The 15,184-nt window shown below is 70.4% G+C and carries 14 protein-coding genes; 6 read left to right on the top strand and 8 right to left on the bottom strand.

What is annotated here, in order from left to right; all coding sequences use genetic code 11:
* Window positions 1-32 precede the first annotated feature (32 nt).
* From MFF24_RS03350 to MFF24_RS03340, 3 genes are all read left to right on the top strand, one after another.
* Complete coding sequence (locus MFF24_RS03350; RefSeq protein ID WP_238222357.1) at window positions 33-1,712, top strand: glucan biosynthesis protein G; 1,680 nt, start codon at window positions 33-35, stop codon at window positions 1,710-1,712.
* An 81-nt stretch (window positions 1,713-1,793) separates the two neighbouring features.
* Window positions 1,794-2,438 (top strand): PRC-barrel domain-containing protein, encoded by a 645-nt coding sequence (locus MFF24_RS03345; RefSeq protein ID WP_238222356.1) that lies wholly within the window; start codon window positions 1,794-1,796, stop codon window positions 2,436-2,438.
* 43 nt (window positions 2,439-2,481) lie between these two features.
* Window positions 2,482-2,721 (top strand): hypothetical protein, encoded by a 240-nt coding sequence (locus tag MFF24_RS03340; protein ID WP_108940719.1) that lies wholly within the window; start codon window positions 2,482-2,484, stop codon window positions 2,719-2,721.
* Window positions 2,722-2,794: 73 nt separating this feature from the next.
* Here MFF24_RS03340 and MFF24_RS03335 read toward each other — a convergent pair whose 3' ends face one another.
* The 3 genes from MFF24_RS03335 to MFF24_RS03325 are packed head-to-tail and all read right to left on the bottom strand — an operon-like array spanning window position 2,795 to window position 5,003.
* Window positions 2,795-3,622, bottom strand: a complete 828-nt coding sequence (locus MFF24_RS03335; protein ID WP_238222353.1) for an ABC transporter substrate-binding protein — start codon at window positions 3,620-3,622, stop codon at window positions 2,795-2,797.
* On the bottom strand, window positions 3,595-4,311 hold the full coding sequence (locus tag MFF24_RS03330) for an ABC transporter ATP-binding protein (RefSeq protein ID WP_238222351.1): 717 nt from the start codon (window positions 4,309-4,311) through the stop codon (window positions 3,595-3,597). The genes MFF24_RS03335 and MFF24_RS03330 overlap by 28 nt, the downstream gene beginning before the upstream one ends.
* On the bottom strand, window positions 4,308-5,003 hold the full coding sequence (locus MFF24_RS03325; RefSeq protein ID WP_133088356.1) for an ABC transporter permease: 696 nt from the start codon (window positions 5,001-5,003) through the stop codon (window positions 4,308-4,310). Before MFF24_RS03325 ends, MFF24_RS03330 begins: the two co-directional genes overlap by 4 nt.
* An 80-nt stretch (window positions 5,004-5,083) precedes the next feature.
* Between MFF24_RS03325 and MFF24_RS03320 the strand changes: the two genes are divergently transcribed.
* Both MFF24_RS03320 and MFF24_RS03315 read left to right on the top strand, forming a co-directional pair.
* Entirely contained in the window at window positions 5,084-6,133 is a 1,050-nt protein-coding gene (locus MFF24_RS03320; RefSeq protein WP_238222349.1) for a substrate-binding domain-containing protein, read from the top strand.
* 365 nt (window positions 6,134-6,498) lie between these two features.
* Window positions 6,499-8,175, top strand: coding sequence for a methyl-accepting chemotaxis protein (locus MFF24_RS03315; protein ID WP_238222348.1), 1,677 nt, complete (start codon window positions 6,499-6,501; stop codon window positions 8,173-8,175).
* A gap of 363 nt (window positions 8,176-8,538) precedes the next feature.
* Here the strand turns inward: MFF24_RS03315 and MFF24_RS03310 are convergent, their stop codons facing one another.
* Genes MFF24_RS03310 through MFF24_RS03295 form a run of 4 tightly spaced genes read right to left on the bottom strand, consistent with a single transcriptional unit; the run spans window position 8,539 to window position 13,390 of the window.
* Window positions 8,539-9,789, bottom strand: coding sequence for a molybdopterin molybdotransferase MoeA (locus tag MFF24_RS03310; protein WP_238222345.1), 1,251 nt, complete (start codon window positions 9,787-9,789; stop codon window positions 8,539-8,541).
* A 3-nt stretch (window positions 9,790-9,792) separates the two neighbouring features.
* The gene (mobB, locus tag MFF24_RS03305) at window positions 9,793-10,329 is read right to left on the bottom strand and encodes a molybdopterin-guanine dinucleotide biosynthesis protein B (protein WP_133088360.1); all 537 of its coding nucleotides are present in this window, start codon (window positions 10,327-10,329) and stop codon (window positions 9,793-9,795) included.
* Window positions 10,326-12,302, bottom strand: coding sequence for a molybdopterin biosynthesis protein (locus MFF24_RS03300; RefSeq protein WP_238222343.1), 1,977 nt, complete (start codon window positions 12,300-12,302; stop codon window positions 10,326-10,328). The genes mobB and MFF24_RS03300 overlap by 4 nt, the downstream gene beginning before the upstream one ends.
* The gene (locus MFF24_RS03295; protein WP_238222341.1) at window positions 12,299-13,390 is read right to left on the bottom strand and encodes a molybdopterin-binding protein; all 1,092 of its coding nucleotides are present in this window, start codon (window positions 13,388-13,390) and stop codon (window positions 12,299-12,301) included. Before MFF24_RS03295 ends, MFF24_RS03300 begins: the two co-directional genes overlap by 4 nt.
* A gap of 254 nt (window positions 13,391-13,644) precedes the next feature.
* Between MFF24_RS03295 and MFF24_RS03290 the strand changes: the two genes are divergently transcribed.
* Entirely contained in the window at window positions 13,645-14,940 is a 1,296-nt protein-coding gene (locus MFF24_RS03290) for a c-type cytochrome (RefSeq protein WP_238222339.1), read from the top strand.
* A 27-nt stretch (window positions 14,941-14,967) separates the two neighbouring features.
* On the opposite strand, the gene MFF24_RS03285 is transcribed toward MFF24_RS03290, so the two are convergent.
* On the bottom strand, window positions 14,968-15,141 hold the full coding sequence (locus MFF24_RS03285) for a metallothionein (protein ID WP_017486100.1): 174 nt from the start codon (window positions 15,139-15,141) through the stop codon (window positions 14,968-14,970).
* Between the last annotated feature and the right edge of the window lie 43 nt (window positions 15,142-15,184).

The following is a 15,184-nucleotide window of genomic DNA, read 5'->3' as shown; positions in this document are numbered from 1 at the left end:
TCGACGTCGACACTCGCGGGAGGGATGAACGGATGGCTGGACCGTCGGACGCTGACAACGAGGCGCCCGAGGCGAGAGGCATTTCGCGGCGCGCCATCGTGCGTGGCGCTGCTCGGTTTGCTCTTGCCGGTTCGGCCGGCTTGAGCGTTTCTGGCCTTCTCGACCTGAATGCCGCCAGAACGATGGCTCAAACGTTGGAAAGCGCTTCGCCTCAGGGGACTTCCGAGCCGCGTCCGGTCCCCTTTGAAACCCTGGTGCAGCGGGCCGAGCGGCTGGCAGCAGAGCCCTACCGTGCCCCGAGCAGCGATCTGCCGCAGGAGCTCGCCGCGCTCGACTACGACGCCTTCCAGGCGATCCGCTTCCGGCCCGAGGCGACGGTCCCGCTCGGGCCCCGCTTCTCGCTTCAGCCGTTCCACCGCGGAAACCTGCATGCGAAGCGGGTCGAGATCGTCCTGCAATCCCCCGACGGCGTGCGTCCCTTCACCTATGACCCCGACCTGTTCGATCTCGGACCGGCGCTGAAGGGCCGCCGCTACCCGGCCTCGCTCGGCTATGCCGGCTTCCGCATCGCCTTCGGCTTCGATGCCGGCCGACCAAAGGACCAGGAGGAGTTTCTCGTCTTCCTCGGCGCCTCCTATTTCCGCATCCGCGGCCGGGACCAGATCTACGGTCTCTCGGCCCGCGGCGTTGCCGTGAACACCGGATTGCCGCAGGGGGAAGAGTTTCCGGACTTCACGCACTTCTGGATCGAGGAACCGCAGGGTGATGCGGCCTCGATCACGATCCTCGCGCTTCTCGACGGGCCGAGCCTGACCGGGTCCTACCGCTTTGCCGTTACGCCGGGCGAACCCTCGACGGCCGCGATCGAGACCGCTCTGTTCCCGCGCCGCGCCATCGCGGCGCTCGGGCTCGCGCCGCTCACCAGCATGTTCCTGTTCGGCGAGAACGGGCCGGGCGTACGCGGCGCCGAGCCCTTCGACGATTTCCGTCCGCAGGTGCATGATTCGGACGGGCTCGTCGTGCAGACGCCGGGAGACCGGCTCTGGCGACCCCTCGTCAACGGTCGGCCCGCGCCGCAGATTTCCTCGTTCCGCGTGAGCCCGCTCGAAGGATTTGGGCTTCTGCAGCGGGAGCGCCGCTTCCGGACCTATCTCGACGTGCAGGCACGCCACGAGGACCGGCCGGGTCTGTGGGTGACGCCCAACGGCGACGGCTTCGGCGTCGGTTCGGTACAGCTGTTCGAGATCCCCTCGCGCACCGAGGCGACCGACAACATCGTCGCCGCCTTCGTGCCGGAGGCGCCCATCGCGGCGGGCAAGCCGCTGCGGCTCGCCTACGGCCTTGCCACGGTCGGCGTCGAACCGGCAGCCGCTCTCGTCCCGCCGCTCGCCCGCGTTGTCTCGACCCGCGTCGGCTCGGCCGAACGCCTGCGCCCGACCAACCCGCCCTCACCGCAGCGGCGCCTCTACGTCATCGACTTCGAGGGGCCGGACCTGCCCGACGACCCGATGGCGGCCATCGACGTGGCGCTCTCGGCGAGCGCCGGCGCGCTGGTGGAGCCCTATGCCGAGCGGGTGCCGCAGACCGGCGGCTGGCGCCTCTATGCCGAGTTCCGGCCGCCGGAGAAATGGCCGGCGGGCGACGTGGTGCTGCGGGCGCGACTTTCGCACGCCGGACGGGTCATCACCGAGACGTGGGACGCCGTGGCCTGAGACCGGGCCTGAGACCGGTGAACTGTGCGGCCTTTGAAACCGTTATCGGGGGCAACGTCACGTCCGAACCCGGAGCCAGGGATGCGTCCCCACCTGTCCAGCGTCCCGCTCTCCGCGCTGGCCGCCCTCGCCCTTCATCTCGCGCTAGCGCCCGTCCCGGCTCTCGCCGAGGCGGCGCCGGGCTCGTCGGCTTCGCCGCGCTTCATCGAGCAGCCCGGGCCCGGCACGATGCGCGGCTCCAAGGTGATCGGCGTCAGCGTGGTCGGGGCGGATCATGTCCGCGTCGGCAAGATCGAGGATGTGCTCGTGGACGGTGCCGGCCGCATCGAGGCGGTGGTGATCGGGGTCGGCGGTTTCCTCGGAGTTGGCGAGAAATACGTCGCGGTGCCCTTCGATCAGCTCGCCTGGAACTTCGAGGATGTTTCGCTCACCTCCGGCGCGAGTTCCGTCGTGACGCCCGCCAACGCGCCGAGCGAGAAGGCCGCCGACAAGGCGACCCCGGAGAAGATGCCGGGTTCGCAGGTTTCCCCCGAAGTGCTGGGCGCCGTTCAGAACCAGCATAGCGGCCGTGTCACCGAGTCGACCGGCTCGGTCGAACCTCAGAAGCCGACTGCCAAACCCGCGACGGTGCTCGCGGGCCACGACCTGATTCACGCCGAGGTCCGCTTGACCAAGGCGCAGCTCAACGATGCGCCGGCTTTCCAGTTCGAGCGGGCCAAGCGCTGACCCTCCCGGCACCGAAGCGGCCTGACCTCGGAGTTCGCGTAGCATGAGACACGCCGCCCTCACTCTCATCGTCTGGCTTGCCGGCCTCCAGGCCTCGCTCGCGCAGGCGACGAACCCGGCTCCCCCGATCCCCGAATCGGGTCCGTCCGGCTCCAGCTCGGGGCCGGCGACTGCCGCGGCGACGGACTTCAACTGGGTCTGGATCAGCGTGCTGATCGCGCTGGCGGTGCTGGCCGTGTGGATGTTCGCCCGCAAGCGGCAGTCCGGGCCGCCGCGGCGGTAGTGCGGCACCCGTCTCTCCCATCCGCGACCTCACCCTGAGGTGGCGGATGGGAGATCGGTGATCGCGCCGATCGTCAGCCCTTCTTCGCGCTCGGGAAGAACAGCGGCTCGCCGTTGATCTTGTAGTCAGCGATGGCCGTCTGGCCCTCGGGCGAGACCAGCCAGTCGATGAAGGCCTGGCCCTCTTTCACCTTCACGGTCGGGTGCTTGTCCGGGTTCACCAGCATCACGCCGTAGGGGTTGAACAGGCGCTTGTCGCCCTCGACCAGGATGGTCAGGTCGCCCCGGTTCTTGAAAGAGAGCCAGGTGCCGCGATCGGCCAGGATATAGGCGCCGACCGACGAGGCGGTGTTGAGTGCCGGGCCCATGCCCTGGCCGACGTCGCGGTACCAGTCGCCGCGCACGGCCGCGAGATCGATCCCGGCCTCTTTCCAGCTCCGCAACTCGGCGCTGTGCGTACCCGAGCGGTCGCCGCGCGAGACGAACGGCGCCTTCGCCGCGGCGACCTTCCGGAAGGCTTCCTCCACGCCCTTGCCGCGGATGCCGGCCGGGTCGTCCTTGGGGCCGATCAGCACGAAGTCGTTGTACATCACGTCCTGCCGCGCCTTGGCGAAGCCTTCGGCGACGAACTTGTCCTCGGCCGGGCGGTCGTGGACGAGCACGACGTCGGCATCGCCCCGGCGCGCCGCGTCGAGGGCTTGGCCGGTGCCGAGCGCGACCACCTTCACCTCGATGCCGGTCTTCTGCTTGAACAGCGGCAGGATGTGCTTGAACAGGCCCGATTGCTCGGTCGACGTCGTGGAGGCGACGACGATCGTAGCGGGCTCGGCAGAGAGCGGCGAGGCCGCCCCGAGGGCGGTCAGCAGCGAGAGGGTCAGGAAGCCGCGGCGAAGGAAGTCCAAGGCAATTCTCCGGTCAGGTAGGCCCGCGCCTCGTTGGTGCGGGGTGAGAAGAGGACGGATCGGGTCGGGCCCCGCTCGACGGCGCGGCCGCCAGCCAGCACGATGGTCTCGTCGGCGAGCCGGGCGACCTGCCCGAGATTGTGCGAGACGAGGAGCACGGCGGTGCCGGCCTGCGCCATCTCCGCGATCAGGCTCTCGATGGTCTCGGTCGCCGTCGGGTCGAGGCTCGCGGTCGGCTCGTCGAGAAGGAGAAGCTCGGGCCGCATCGCCCAGGCGCGGGCCAGCACGAGGCGCTGCTGTTCGCCACCGGAAAATCGTGTCGCGGCATCCTCCGCCCGTTCGGAGAGGCCGACGCGGGCCAGCGCCGCCGCGATCCGCTCGGCGCGCTCGCGGCGGGACAGATTCAGGGGGAGCAGCCCCAAATCGACGTTGGCGGCGGCGCTGGCGCGCACCAGGGCCGGGCGCTGGAACACGAAGGCGCGGCGACCCGGCACGAGACGCACTGTCCCGGAATCGGGTCGTAGCAGGCCGTCGATCACCCGCAGCGTCACGCTCTTGCCCGCGCCGTTGGGGCCGATCAGAGCCGTGACACCGGGCGCGGCGACGTCGAGGCTGAGTCGGTCGAGGATCGGACGCCCGCCGAGCGTCAGGCTGACGCCGTCGAGATGGATGGCGGGGGCGGCGCTCATCCGTAGGCCTTCACGGCATGGCCGCGCAGGAGAGCGGCGGCGGCGTTCACGGCGAGCACGAGGCCCATCAGCACGGCACCGAGCGCCAGGGCGAGGCTGAGATCGCCCTTCTGCGTCTCGAGGGAGATCGCCGTGGTCATGGTGCGGGTATGGCCGTCGATGTTGCCGCCGACGACGAGCACCGCGCCGATCTCCGAGATCGCCCGGCCGAAGGCGGCGAGCGCCGCGGTGAACAGCGAGAAGCGGGCGTCGTAGATCAGCACGGCCGCACGCCGCGGCGCGGAGAGGCGCAGCGAGCGCAACTGCTCGCCGAGATGCGCCTCCGCGTCGGCGATGACCTGCCGTGTCAGCGCGGCCACGAGGGGCGTCGCCAGCACGGCCTGGGCCGCCACCATGGCGGTGGGGGTGAACAGCAGCCCGAGCGACCCCAGCGGGCCGGAGCGCGACAGGGCGAGATAGAGGATCAGCCCAACGATCACCGGCGGCAGGCCCATGAATGTGTTGAGCAGCCCGACCAGGGCATCGCGGCCCGGAAAGCGCAGGACGGCGATCAGGCTCCCGAGCGGAACGCCGAGCAGCAGCCCGATGCCGACGGCCGTGAGGCTCACGCGCAGCGACAGCCACGCGATCGCGAGGACGTCCCGGTCGAGCGTCCACAGGCGGTCGAAGGTCTCTCGGAGGGTTTCGCTCAAGCGACGGACTCGCGGGGCTGCGCGGGACAAGCGGGGATGATACGCCGGAGCGCGCAAGATCAATAGGAAAGGCCTTGCATATGTCCATTCAGGACGCGTCCGCTGTGCTGCCGACCCCGTCGGAGCCGGCCCGGCGCGGCGTACGTCTTCACGTGGACGGCCGCTGCGAGGGCGCTTCCGCCTTCGCGCTGCGCGGCGCCCACGGCCTTCTCGACGCGCTCGGCCAGTCAGGCTCGCTCCAGAGCGCCGCCGAGCGGCTCTCGATCTCCTACCGCTCCGCGTGGGGCCAACTCGAAGCGCTTGAAAAAGCGCTCGGCCGGCCGGTCGTGGTGAAGACCAAGGGGCACGGAACCGCGCTCACCGCCTTCGGCACGGCGCTGCTGGTGCTGCTCACGGCCTCGCAGAATCGTCTTGCCCCTGCGCTTGCGGCCGAGGAAATGGCCCTCACGGAGGGCCTGCGGCGGCTGCTGGAGCCGACGGATGCCCGCATCCGTCTGGCCGCGAGCCACGACCCGCTGCTGGTGGGGGCGATCGAGGCATGGCAGGAGATCGACCTGATGGTCGCGGGCAGCCTCGATGCCCTGGCGCGGCTGCGCGACGGGACCGTCGATGCCGCGGGTTTTCATTACGGCTCGGACGGACCGCCACCGCCACCGTTCGACGCCGTCTTCGCGAATCGTGATCTCGCTGTCGTCCCGCTGTTTCGCCGCGAGCAGGGCTTCATGTTGGCGGCCGGCAACCCGCTCGAACTCGAAACGATCACCGACATCGCCCTTCGGCAGGCCCGTTTCGTCAACCGTCAGCGCGGTGCCGGCACCCGGATCTGGTTCGAACGGCTCTGTGCCGAGGCCGGTCTCGCACCGGGGGCCATTATTGGCCACCACACGGAGGAGTTCACCCACCAGGCGGTGGCGGCCCTCATCGCCACCGGCGCGGCCGATGTCGGCATGGGCACGCGCGCCGTCGCCGAGCGTTTCGCGCTGGATTATCGTCCGCTCGGCTGGGAGGTCTACTTCCTCGCCGCGCGCGCCGGCCTGGGGGCCGGACGCCTTGCCGCCTTTCGCGAAGATCTGTGCGATCGGGCGGGTCGCACTTCGGGCTACGCGCCGCCCGACGGGGTTCGCGGATAGACGTCAGCCAACCCGCTGCGCGGCATGACGAGGTTCGCTAAGGGTCGAAGACAGGACCCCGGCGATCCTCTCCGAAACCGCCATTCCCGCTGCAGCCCAACCGCGCCCGGCAAACTGGTGCGACGATGCTTGGAGGAGCGAAGATCCCATCGTCGAGATGGTAAAAATAGCCTAAAACTGCTTAGCTGGCTTAATCAGATCATGCCAGGAAAGCAGGTCGAAGAAATATTTATCATGATCTGATACTGAAACATCCAAATCTGTTCGAGCGATACAAAATGTGATTTATATTTCGCTCGAAATTTTGACGATTGCTTAGCATGAATCCACGTATGACCTCTTGGCTCACAAGCTAGGCCAGGTCGATGAAAATCAGTATCAAGAGTGCTCTTGCAGGATCGTTCGCTACACTTCTGGCACTGTCCGTGGCCCAAGGGGCCGTTGGCTTGATGAAGCTCGACGCCATTTCCGAAAAGACCGAAGAGCTGCTCGACACGACGATCCCCGCTATGAACGAGGCGAACGCCATCAATGTCCTCGTCACCCGTGGGCGGCTCTGGCAGTTCCGCTACGCGGCTGCAACGACCGAGAGCCTGAGGGCGGAAACCATGGCCAAGGTCGAGGAATTCATCCGCGACCGGTCTGCCAAGATCGAAGCCTTCAAGGCTTTCATCAGTACGGACGAGGAGAAGAGGCTCTACGCCGACCTCGTGGCGAAGAACGAGCTTCTCAAGCCAACTTGGAAATCTCTGCGGGACATGCCGTTCGGAAGCCGGGATGCGTCCATTCTTCACCTCAACGGCGAGATGTACGCCCCCTACCGGGCTGTCGCGGATGCAACCCGCGCTCTTGTCGAGCTGAAACTGTCCCAGGGGCAGAACGCAGGCTCGGAGATCCGGAACGAACATTCCTCCGCCATCCGTGCAATGCTGGTGACCCTGGGCATCGCCGTTCTCCTCGCGCTCGGCGCAATGGCGTATTCCTTCTTCGGTGTGGCGCGTCCGATCACCCGCATGACCGAGCGGATGCGTCGTCTGGCGGACGGAGACGCCCAGGCCGAAGTCCCGTACGCCCAGCGTCACGACGAGATCGGCTCGATGTCTGCCGCCGTGCGGGTCTTCCGCGACAACCTGCTGAGGTCACGCGTCCTTGAGGAGGAGACCGTGCTGGCGCGTGCCTCCGCCGAGGAGCAGCGCAAAGCCGGGATGCGGCAGATGGCCGACGCTTTCGAACGATCGGTGGGCGGCATCGTCGGTGCGGTGTCGTCTTCCGCGACGGAACTCCAGGCGACCGCGCAGACCATGACCGGCACGGCGGCCGAGACTGCGAGCCAGTCGGTGAGCGTCGCCGCCGCCGCCGAGCAGGCGGCAACCAACGTCCACACCGTCGCTGCCGCGGCCGAGGAGCTCGGAAGCTCGGTCCAGGAGATCGGACGCCAAGTATCCGGCTCCTCCGACCTCGCCCGCGTGGCCGTCGGAGAGGCAGACCAGACCCTGAATTTGGTTCAGGCCCTGAGCCAAGCTTCGGCCCGTATCGGCGACATGGTCGGGTTGATCGCGAACATTGCCAGCCAGACCAACCTGCTGGCGCTGAACGCCACCATCGAGGCGGCGCGGGCCGGCGATGCGGGCCGCGGCTTTGCGGTGGTGGCCACCGAGGTCAAGGAACTGGCCGCGCAGACGGCGCGGGCGACCGATGAAATCGGAACACAGATCGGTCAGATCCAAGACGTTACCGGGCAGGCCGTGGCCGCCATCGGCTCGATCACGAAGCGTATCCGCGAGATCAACGGGGTGGCCTCCTCGATCGCCGCCGCGGTGGAGGAGCAGGGCGCGGCGACCCAGGAGATCGTGCGCAACGTCGCCCAGGCGTCCGCAGGCACCAGCGAGGTGACGACCAACATCGCAACCGTGGCGCAAGCCTCCGAGGGCACGGGGGCCGCTGCCAGCCAGGTCCTGTCCGCGGCCTCCGAACTCTCCCGCCAGTCCGAACATCTCGGAACCGAGGTGACGCGTTTCCTCGCCACCGTTCGGGCAGCCTGACCTCGACTCGGCAGAACTGGGCAACGTGAACGACCTGATCCGGTCTCTGCTCGATCAGAACGGGGAGCGGATCAGCCAGCCCGCGCGGCGCTTGAGGGATCCCATCGCGCGGGCGCGATGGGTACCCGCCAAAGCCAAATCCGCCATCCCGATGGGATCGACCGGATTAGGTATGACTGGTCAGTCCGACGTTCGCTTCCGTCAAACGTGCGAATGGAAGCGGACGGAAGCAAATCTACCGAACCCGGTCGGTCGCCTCCGCCCCATCGCCAACCCGAAAGTGGACCCTCGCAGGGTCCACGATGGGCCGCGCGTCGACCTTGCCGGAGCTTCTCAATTGTCCGACCTCGACCCGGAGGCCACCTACCAGAGCAGTGCGTGCGGATAATAGGCCAGCGTGTCGCCGGGGGCGATGCCGGTCGTGTCGTCGGGCAGTTCCACGAGGCCGTCGCTCTCGGTGAGCGACGTCAGCACGCCCGCCCCATCGCGTGAAAATTTTCGGGCTTCCAGCCCTCCTCCCGCGTCGCGAAAAAGGCTGACGCGGACGAACTCGCGCCGTCCGGTCTTCTTGCGGTAGGCAAAGCCCGCTCGCACCGGCCAGGAGAGCGGCGGCTCGTAGAGCGCGCCGCCGAGGCGGGCGAGCAGCGGGCGCACCACGAAGAGCAACGTGACGTAGACCGCGACGGGATTGCCCGGCAGGCCGATGAACGGCGTGCCCGCCACTAGCCCCGCCGCGACCGGGCGGCCGGGCTTGATCGCGAGGCGCCAGAGCATCAGGCGCCCCTGCGCCTCGACCGCCGCCTTCACATGGTCCTCCTCGCCGGTCGAGACGCCGCCGGAGGTGAGGATCAGGTCGTGGTCACGCGCCGCCTCGGCGAGATGGGCCGGTAGGGTCGCGGGGTCGTCGCGCAGGATGCCGAGATCGTCCACCGCGACGCCGAGCCGGGTCAGCAAGGTCGCGAGCAGCACGCGATTCGAATCGTGGATCGCGCCGGGGCGCAGCGGCACGCCGGGCTCGTTCAGCTCGTTGCCGGTGGAGAACAGGGCGACGCGCAGGCGGCGGCGCACCGTGATGCGCGCATGCCCGGTGGCAGCGGCGAGCGCCAGATCCTGCGGGCGCAAGCGCCGCCCGGCGGGAATTGCAAGGCTGCCCCGGCCCAAATCCTCCCCCGCCGGCCGGGCGTTGGCGCCGCGTTTCAGACCCGCCGGCAGGGTGACGCGGTCGCCCTCGCGGCTCACATCCTCCTGCATGAACACCGTGTCGGCACCCGGGGGCATCGGCGCACCGGTGAAGATGCGGATGGCCGCCCCCTCCGGCATGGCATCCGCGGCGGCACCGGCCGCGAGCCGTCCGGCCACCGGCAGAACGGTGTCGCCCACCGTGGCGAGGTCGGAAAAACGCACCGCGTAGCCATCGACCGCGGTGTTGGCAAACGGCGGCAGATCGTGCGCGGCGAAGACGTCCTCGGCCGCAATCCGCCCGTCGGCGAGGCCGAGCGGCACGCTCTCGGTGCCGGCGATCACGGGGAAGGGCTCGGCGATCGAGGCCAACGCCTCCTCCACCCGCATCAGCTTGCCGCCGAAGGCGAAGCAGTCGTCGGTGAGCTGTGCCATCGCTCAGGATCTTTCCAGCCGGGCGAGCACCGGCTCAAGCGCCTCGGCGCGCTCGAGAACGAGAGCGGCGATCGCCTCGATGTCGTCGAGCCCGACCACCGGCAGGCCGGCCTGAGGGAACGGCACGTCGCTGGCGATGCCGACGATGTGCGGATCCTGCCCGTGCAGCGGCGGACGGCCGTTGGCCGCGCGGAAGACCTCGAGCTTCGGATGCGCCTCGCGCTTGAAGCCCTCGATCAGGGCGAGCCCGCTCGGCGTCAGCCGCCGCAGCAGATCGGGCAGCGTCGCTTCCCCGCCCTCCTCGACTTCGCGGATCTGCGCCCAGCGCCGGACGGAGGAGACGATCACCTCGCTCGCACCGGCCTGCCGGTGGACGAAGGAGTCCTTGCCCGGATGGTCGATGTCGAAGGCGTGGTGGGCGTGTTTCAGGGTCGCGACCCGCACGCCGCGCGCGACGAGCACGGGGATGAGGCGGGCGAGCAGGGTCGTCTTGCCCGCCCCGCTCCATCCGGCGAGGCCGATGACACGCAAACCGTTCACGAGTCGCCTCCGCCGGGTTCAAAGCCGAATTCGGTCAGGGCCGCCTCGGCCCCCGCGGTGCCGAGCAGCGCGAGGAAAGCGGCGAGCGCGGGCTTGTCGCGGTCCGTCGCGCGGTAGGCGAAGTCGTAGTGCTCCTGCGCCAGGGGCAGGAAGCCGAGGCCGTAGGCGCGCGCGACGCTCGCGATCGCCACGCCCCAATCGGCCCGGCCCTGCGCGACGGCGGCCGCGACGGCGTTGTGCGAGCGCGGCTGGTTCCAGAAGCCCGGCGGCCGGGCGGCGCCGATCAGCCCGTCCACGAGGAGGCGGGTGCCGGAGCCGGCATTGCGGTTGACCATCACCGAGTCCGGATCGGCGAGGGCCGCGCTCACCGCGTCCGCCGCGATGCGGCCCTCGAAGCGGGCATCGCCTTCGCGAAAGACCACGCCCTGCAGGCGGCGCCAGCCGGGGGCCAGCGCCATGCCGGGTTCGAGGAAGGGCGCGTTGTAGCAGCCGGTCTCGGGGTCGAGCAGGTGCAGGGCGGCGAGGTCGCACTCGCCCCGGCGCAGGGCTGCGAGCCCCCCGGCCGAGCCGACCCAAACCGTGCGGGCGCGAAAACCCCGCTCGGCCAGGAGCCCGACCATGCGGTCGAGCCCGATGCAGTGGCTGCCGATGAGGGTGAGATCCGGCGGCCGCACCCCGGCGCCCAGGCGCACGACGGAGACCGTCTCGCCGGCCTCCATCCCCGAGCGCGCGGCGGGAACGGCGAAGAAACCATCCGCCTGGGAGAAGGCGGTGACCGAGCCCGAGCCCTTCGGCAGCGGCAGGGCGACCGGGCCGTCCTGCCCTCTGGCGAGGGAGGCCATAACGAATTCGGTGCGGCCGAGTTCGGAGGCGAGCCGTTGCGGCAGGCGGGCCGGGACGGCCTCCTCCTCCCGCGGCGGAAGCCCCGCGAGCGCGCGCACCAGCGGCACCACGAATTCGTGGAACGTGAACATCGCCGAGGTCGGGAAGCCCGGCAGCACCACCACCGCCTTGCCCTCAGACACGGCGAGGCAGAGCGGCTTGCCGGGTTTCAGCGCCACGCCGTGAACGAGGATGCCGGGCTTGCCCAGCCGCGACAGGATGCGGTGGGAGACGTCGCCCGCCCCCTTGGAGGTGCCCCCCGACAGAACGACGAGATCGGCTTGCGCCAGCGCCTCGCGCAAAGCCTGCTCGAGGGCGGCCTCGTCGTCGCGCACGATGCCGAGCGGCACCGGCTCGCCCCCGTTCTCGGACACCGACGCCGTGACGATGGCCCCGTTCGAATCGTAGATCGCGCCCGGCCGCAGTGCCTCGCCCGGCGCGACGAGTTCGTCCCCCGTCGAGAGCACGGCCACTCGCGGTCGGCGCACGACCGCGATCTCGGACAGCCCGCAGGCAGCAAGCATTCCGATCTCGCGGGCGGTCACCACCGTGCCCTTGCGCAGGACGGTTTCGCCGAAGGCCATGTCGGCGCCGGCATAGCCGACGAACTGGCCCGGCCGGACCGGATTTGTCACATCGACGGCGAGGGCGTCCTCGAAGAACTCGGTCTGCTCGACCATCACCACCGCGTCCGCGCCGCGCGGGATCACGCCACCGGTGGCGATCGGCGTGGCGGTGCCGGCGTCTACGGGGAGCGCCGAGGCGACGCCGCAGGCCAGGATCTCGCGGTTGAGCGCGAGACGGCGCGGCCGATCGGCGTTGGCGCCCTCGGTATCGGTGGCGCGTAGGGCGAAGCCGTCGACCAGGGCGCGATCGAAGGGCGGAACGTCGATGGGCGAGGCCACATCCCGCGCGAGCACGCGGCCGAGCGTGTCCGCCAGGGGCAAGGTTTCCGGGGGAAGCGCCGCGTGAGCAACCCCGGCCCGGAAAGCAGCCAGCGCCTCCTCCCGGCTCATCACCGTGAGGAACTGCTCCTGCCTAGCCGCCGCGGCGAGGCGCCGGGCGAATTCCATCTCGCGCTCCGTGCTCACAGCGGCACCACCTCGACCTCGCTGCCTGCGGGATAACCCTCCCGCTCCGGCGGCACCAGCACCGCGCCGTCCGCCTCGATCAACCGCCGCAACGGCAGATCGGCCCCGCCGAGCGGTTCGATCTCCGATCCGTAGCGGCGAAGGTAGACGATCTCGGCGAGGCCGACGGTCGATGTGATCTTGCGCCGGAGCGTGCCGGTTCGCGGCGTCCGTTTGACGGCTCCGGCCAAGGCGGCGATCAGCGGCCGGCCGAGTGCCAGGAAGGCGGCGAGCGCCGCGTCGGGCCGTCCGGGCAGGAGCAGCACCGGCCGTCCCCCCGCCTCGCCGAAGCCGGCTGTCTCGCCGGGCCGCAGGGTGAGGCCGTAGGCGCGCACGCGGCCAGCTTCGGCCAGTCCTTCGGCGCTGCGGTCGCTGCGGCCGAAGCCGGTGCCGCCGAGGACGAAGATCGCGTCAGCCCCCGCGGCGGTGATGGCCCTTGCGATCAGTTCCGGGTCGTCCGGTACCGCGACCGTCTCGGCGGTGGCGCCCGAAGCTGCGATGAGGGCGGCGAGCATCGGCGACAGCGCATCCGGCTCGGGCGCGCCCGTCGCGATCAGGCGGATCCGAGGAGCGCGGATCGCGACCTTGCGCACATCCGCGGCGGCGAGCGCGAGGCAATGGCGCGGCGTGATCCGCTCGCCCGCCGCAACGAGGATATCGCCCTCAGACCAGTCGTCGCCCGGCCCGCGGGTGCCTTCGCCCGCGCCGATCTCAGCGACGGCGTCACGGCCCTCCAGCCCCTCGGCAGGCAGCACGGCGTCCGTGCCGAGCGGCATGGCATCGCCGGCCTCGACCCAGACCGGCGCGCGCGGCAGCATCACCGGCGCGTAGGGGGAGGCGCCGCCGACCGCGGCAGCCTCCACCGCGAAGCCGTCGCGTAGGGCGGTGCGTTGGGGCGGGATGGCTTGGGGAGCGTGAATCGTCGCAGCGGCGATGCCTCCCTGCGCCTCGACCAGCGGGACGGTTCGCGGCGCGACCGGCGCGGCGAGGCTGCGCAGCCCGGCAAGGGCTTCAGCCAGTGGCATCAGGGCGGCCGAGGGCGTGCGCATAGGTCAGCCGTCCACGCGCGCGGACCGTGCGGCGCGCGAATCTGCGGTGTGCGGAACGGGGATGACCTGCGAGGCGCCGTCCTGTCTCATCGTCGTGAGCGATGCGCCATCGCGGGTCGCGGATCAAGGTTGGGCGCTCTTCGTTCGGTGCTCTTCCCGCCCGCCGCATGAGACAGAAACTCTCACCCGCGCGGGCGGACACGGCCCCGGCCTCTCGCCTATGGTCCGCCGCGCGGAAGCGAGGTGGGTTGACGATGCGGGTGACGCGGTTTGTCGGAGTGATCGCTGCCCTGTTGCTCGCGCTGCCGGCGGCGGCGCAGATGCGCGGTCACGGCGGGCCGGTGCGGGCGCTCGCGATCACAGGCGACGGCCGGCTCGCGGTCTCGGGTGGGTTCGATCAGGCGGCGATCGTCTGGGGGCTCGACACCGGCGCGGCCCTGAGCGTCCTGCGCTTTCACGACGGTGCGGTGAACGCAGTGGCCGCCCTGCCGGACGGCCGCTTCGCCAGCGGCTCGGAGGACGGGCGCATTGCCCTCTGGCGGCTCGGGCAGGCCGAGCCGGAGCGCGTTCTCGAAGGGCATGCCGGCCCGGTCGCCGGGCTTGTCGTCTCGCCGGACGGCGCGGCTCTGGCCTCCGCCGCTTGGGACGGCACTGCGCGGATCTGGCCGCTCGAGGGCGGGCCGGCGCGGATCCTTGAGGGACACAAGGGCAACGTCAACGCCGTCGCCTTTCTGCCGGATGGCGGACTCGTCACGGCCGGAGCCGACGCGAGCGTGCGGATCTGGACGGGAGACGGCCAGCCCGTCACGTCGGCGACGCTGCCGAGCCCGCTCAGCGCGCTGGCCGTCACCGCCGACGGCGAGATCGCCGCGGCGGGGGCGGATGCGACGGTGCGGTTTCTCGGACGCGACGGGAGCGAGCGGGGGCAGGTCGAACTCGGGCCCGCGCCGGTGATCGCGCTGGCGCCCTCCCCCGACGGCACCCGGATCGCTGCGGCCAGCGCCGGCGGAACCGTCGCGATGATCGCGCGGGCCGACCGGAAGGTCCTGTTCAATCTTGTCGGGCCGGGCCTGCCGGTCTGGTCGGTGGCGTGGCGTCCGGACGGGAGCGAACTCGTCACCGGCGGCGGCGACCGCCTCGTGCGGCGCTGGAACGCGAGCAGCGGCGAGCCGATCGGTCCGCTCGCCATGCCCCGGCCGGCGGACGCGCTGGCAGCCTTCCACGGCGAGCGTGGCGCGGAGGTGTTCCGCGCCTGCGTGGCCTGCCACACCCTGACGCCCGACGAGCCGCCCCGCGCCGGTCCCACGCTCGCCGGCATCTTCGGCCGGCGCATCGCCGCCGTTCCGGGCTATCGCTACTCGGAGGCGCTGCGGGGCATGGACATCGTCTGGACCCCGGAGACAGTTGCCCGCCTGTTCGAGGTCGGGCCTGCGCGCTACACGCCGGGTACCCGCATGCCGGAGCAGACGATCAACAGCGCCGAGGACCGCGACGCGCTCATGCGCTTCCTCGCCAAGGCGACGCAGCCGCATGCGACCGGGCCGAACTGAGTCGGGCCCGATCGACGTCGATTCAGATCAGCCGTGGCAGGTGCAGCCGGCGTGGTCGCAGCCGGCATGGTCGGGATGACCCTCGGCGCACTCATCGCAGCAGAACGCCTTGTCGTCGCGGGTCACGGCCTTGGACAGCGAGACGACGCAGACGCAATCCGGGCAGGCGCACTTCACCATCTCAACATCGACGCTGGCCATGGGAGTGATCCTTCGGTTCGGAAAAATTCTTTCGCGCAGGCCG

This window comes from Methylorubrum aminovorans (assembly GCF_022179725.1).
GTDB lineage: Bacteria > Pseudomonadota > Alphaproteobacteria > Rhizobiales > Beijerinckiaceae > Methylobacterium > Methylobacterium aminovorans.
The sequence above is the reverse complement of the archived record's forward strand: the minus strand, read 5'-3'. Positions and strand labels throughout refer to the sequence as shown.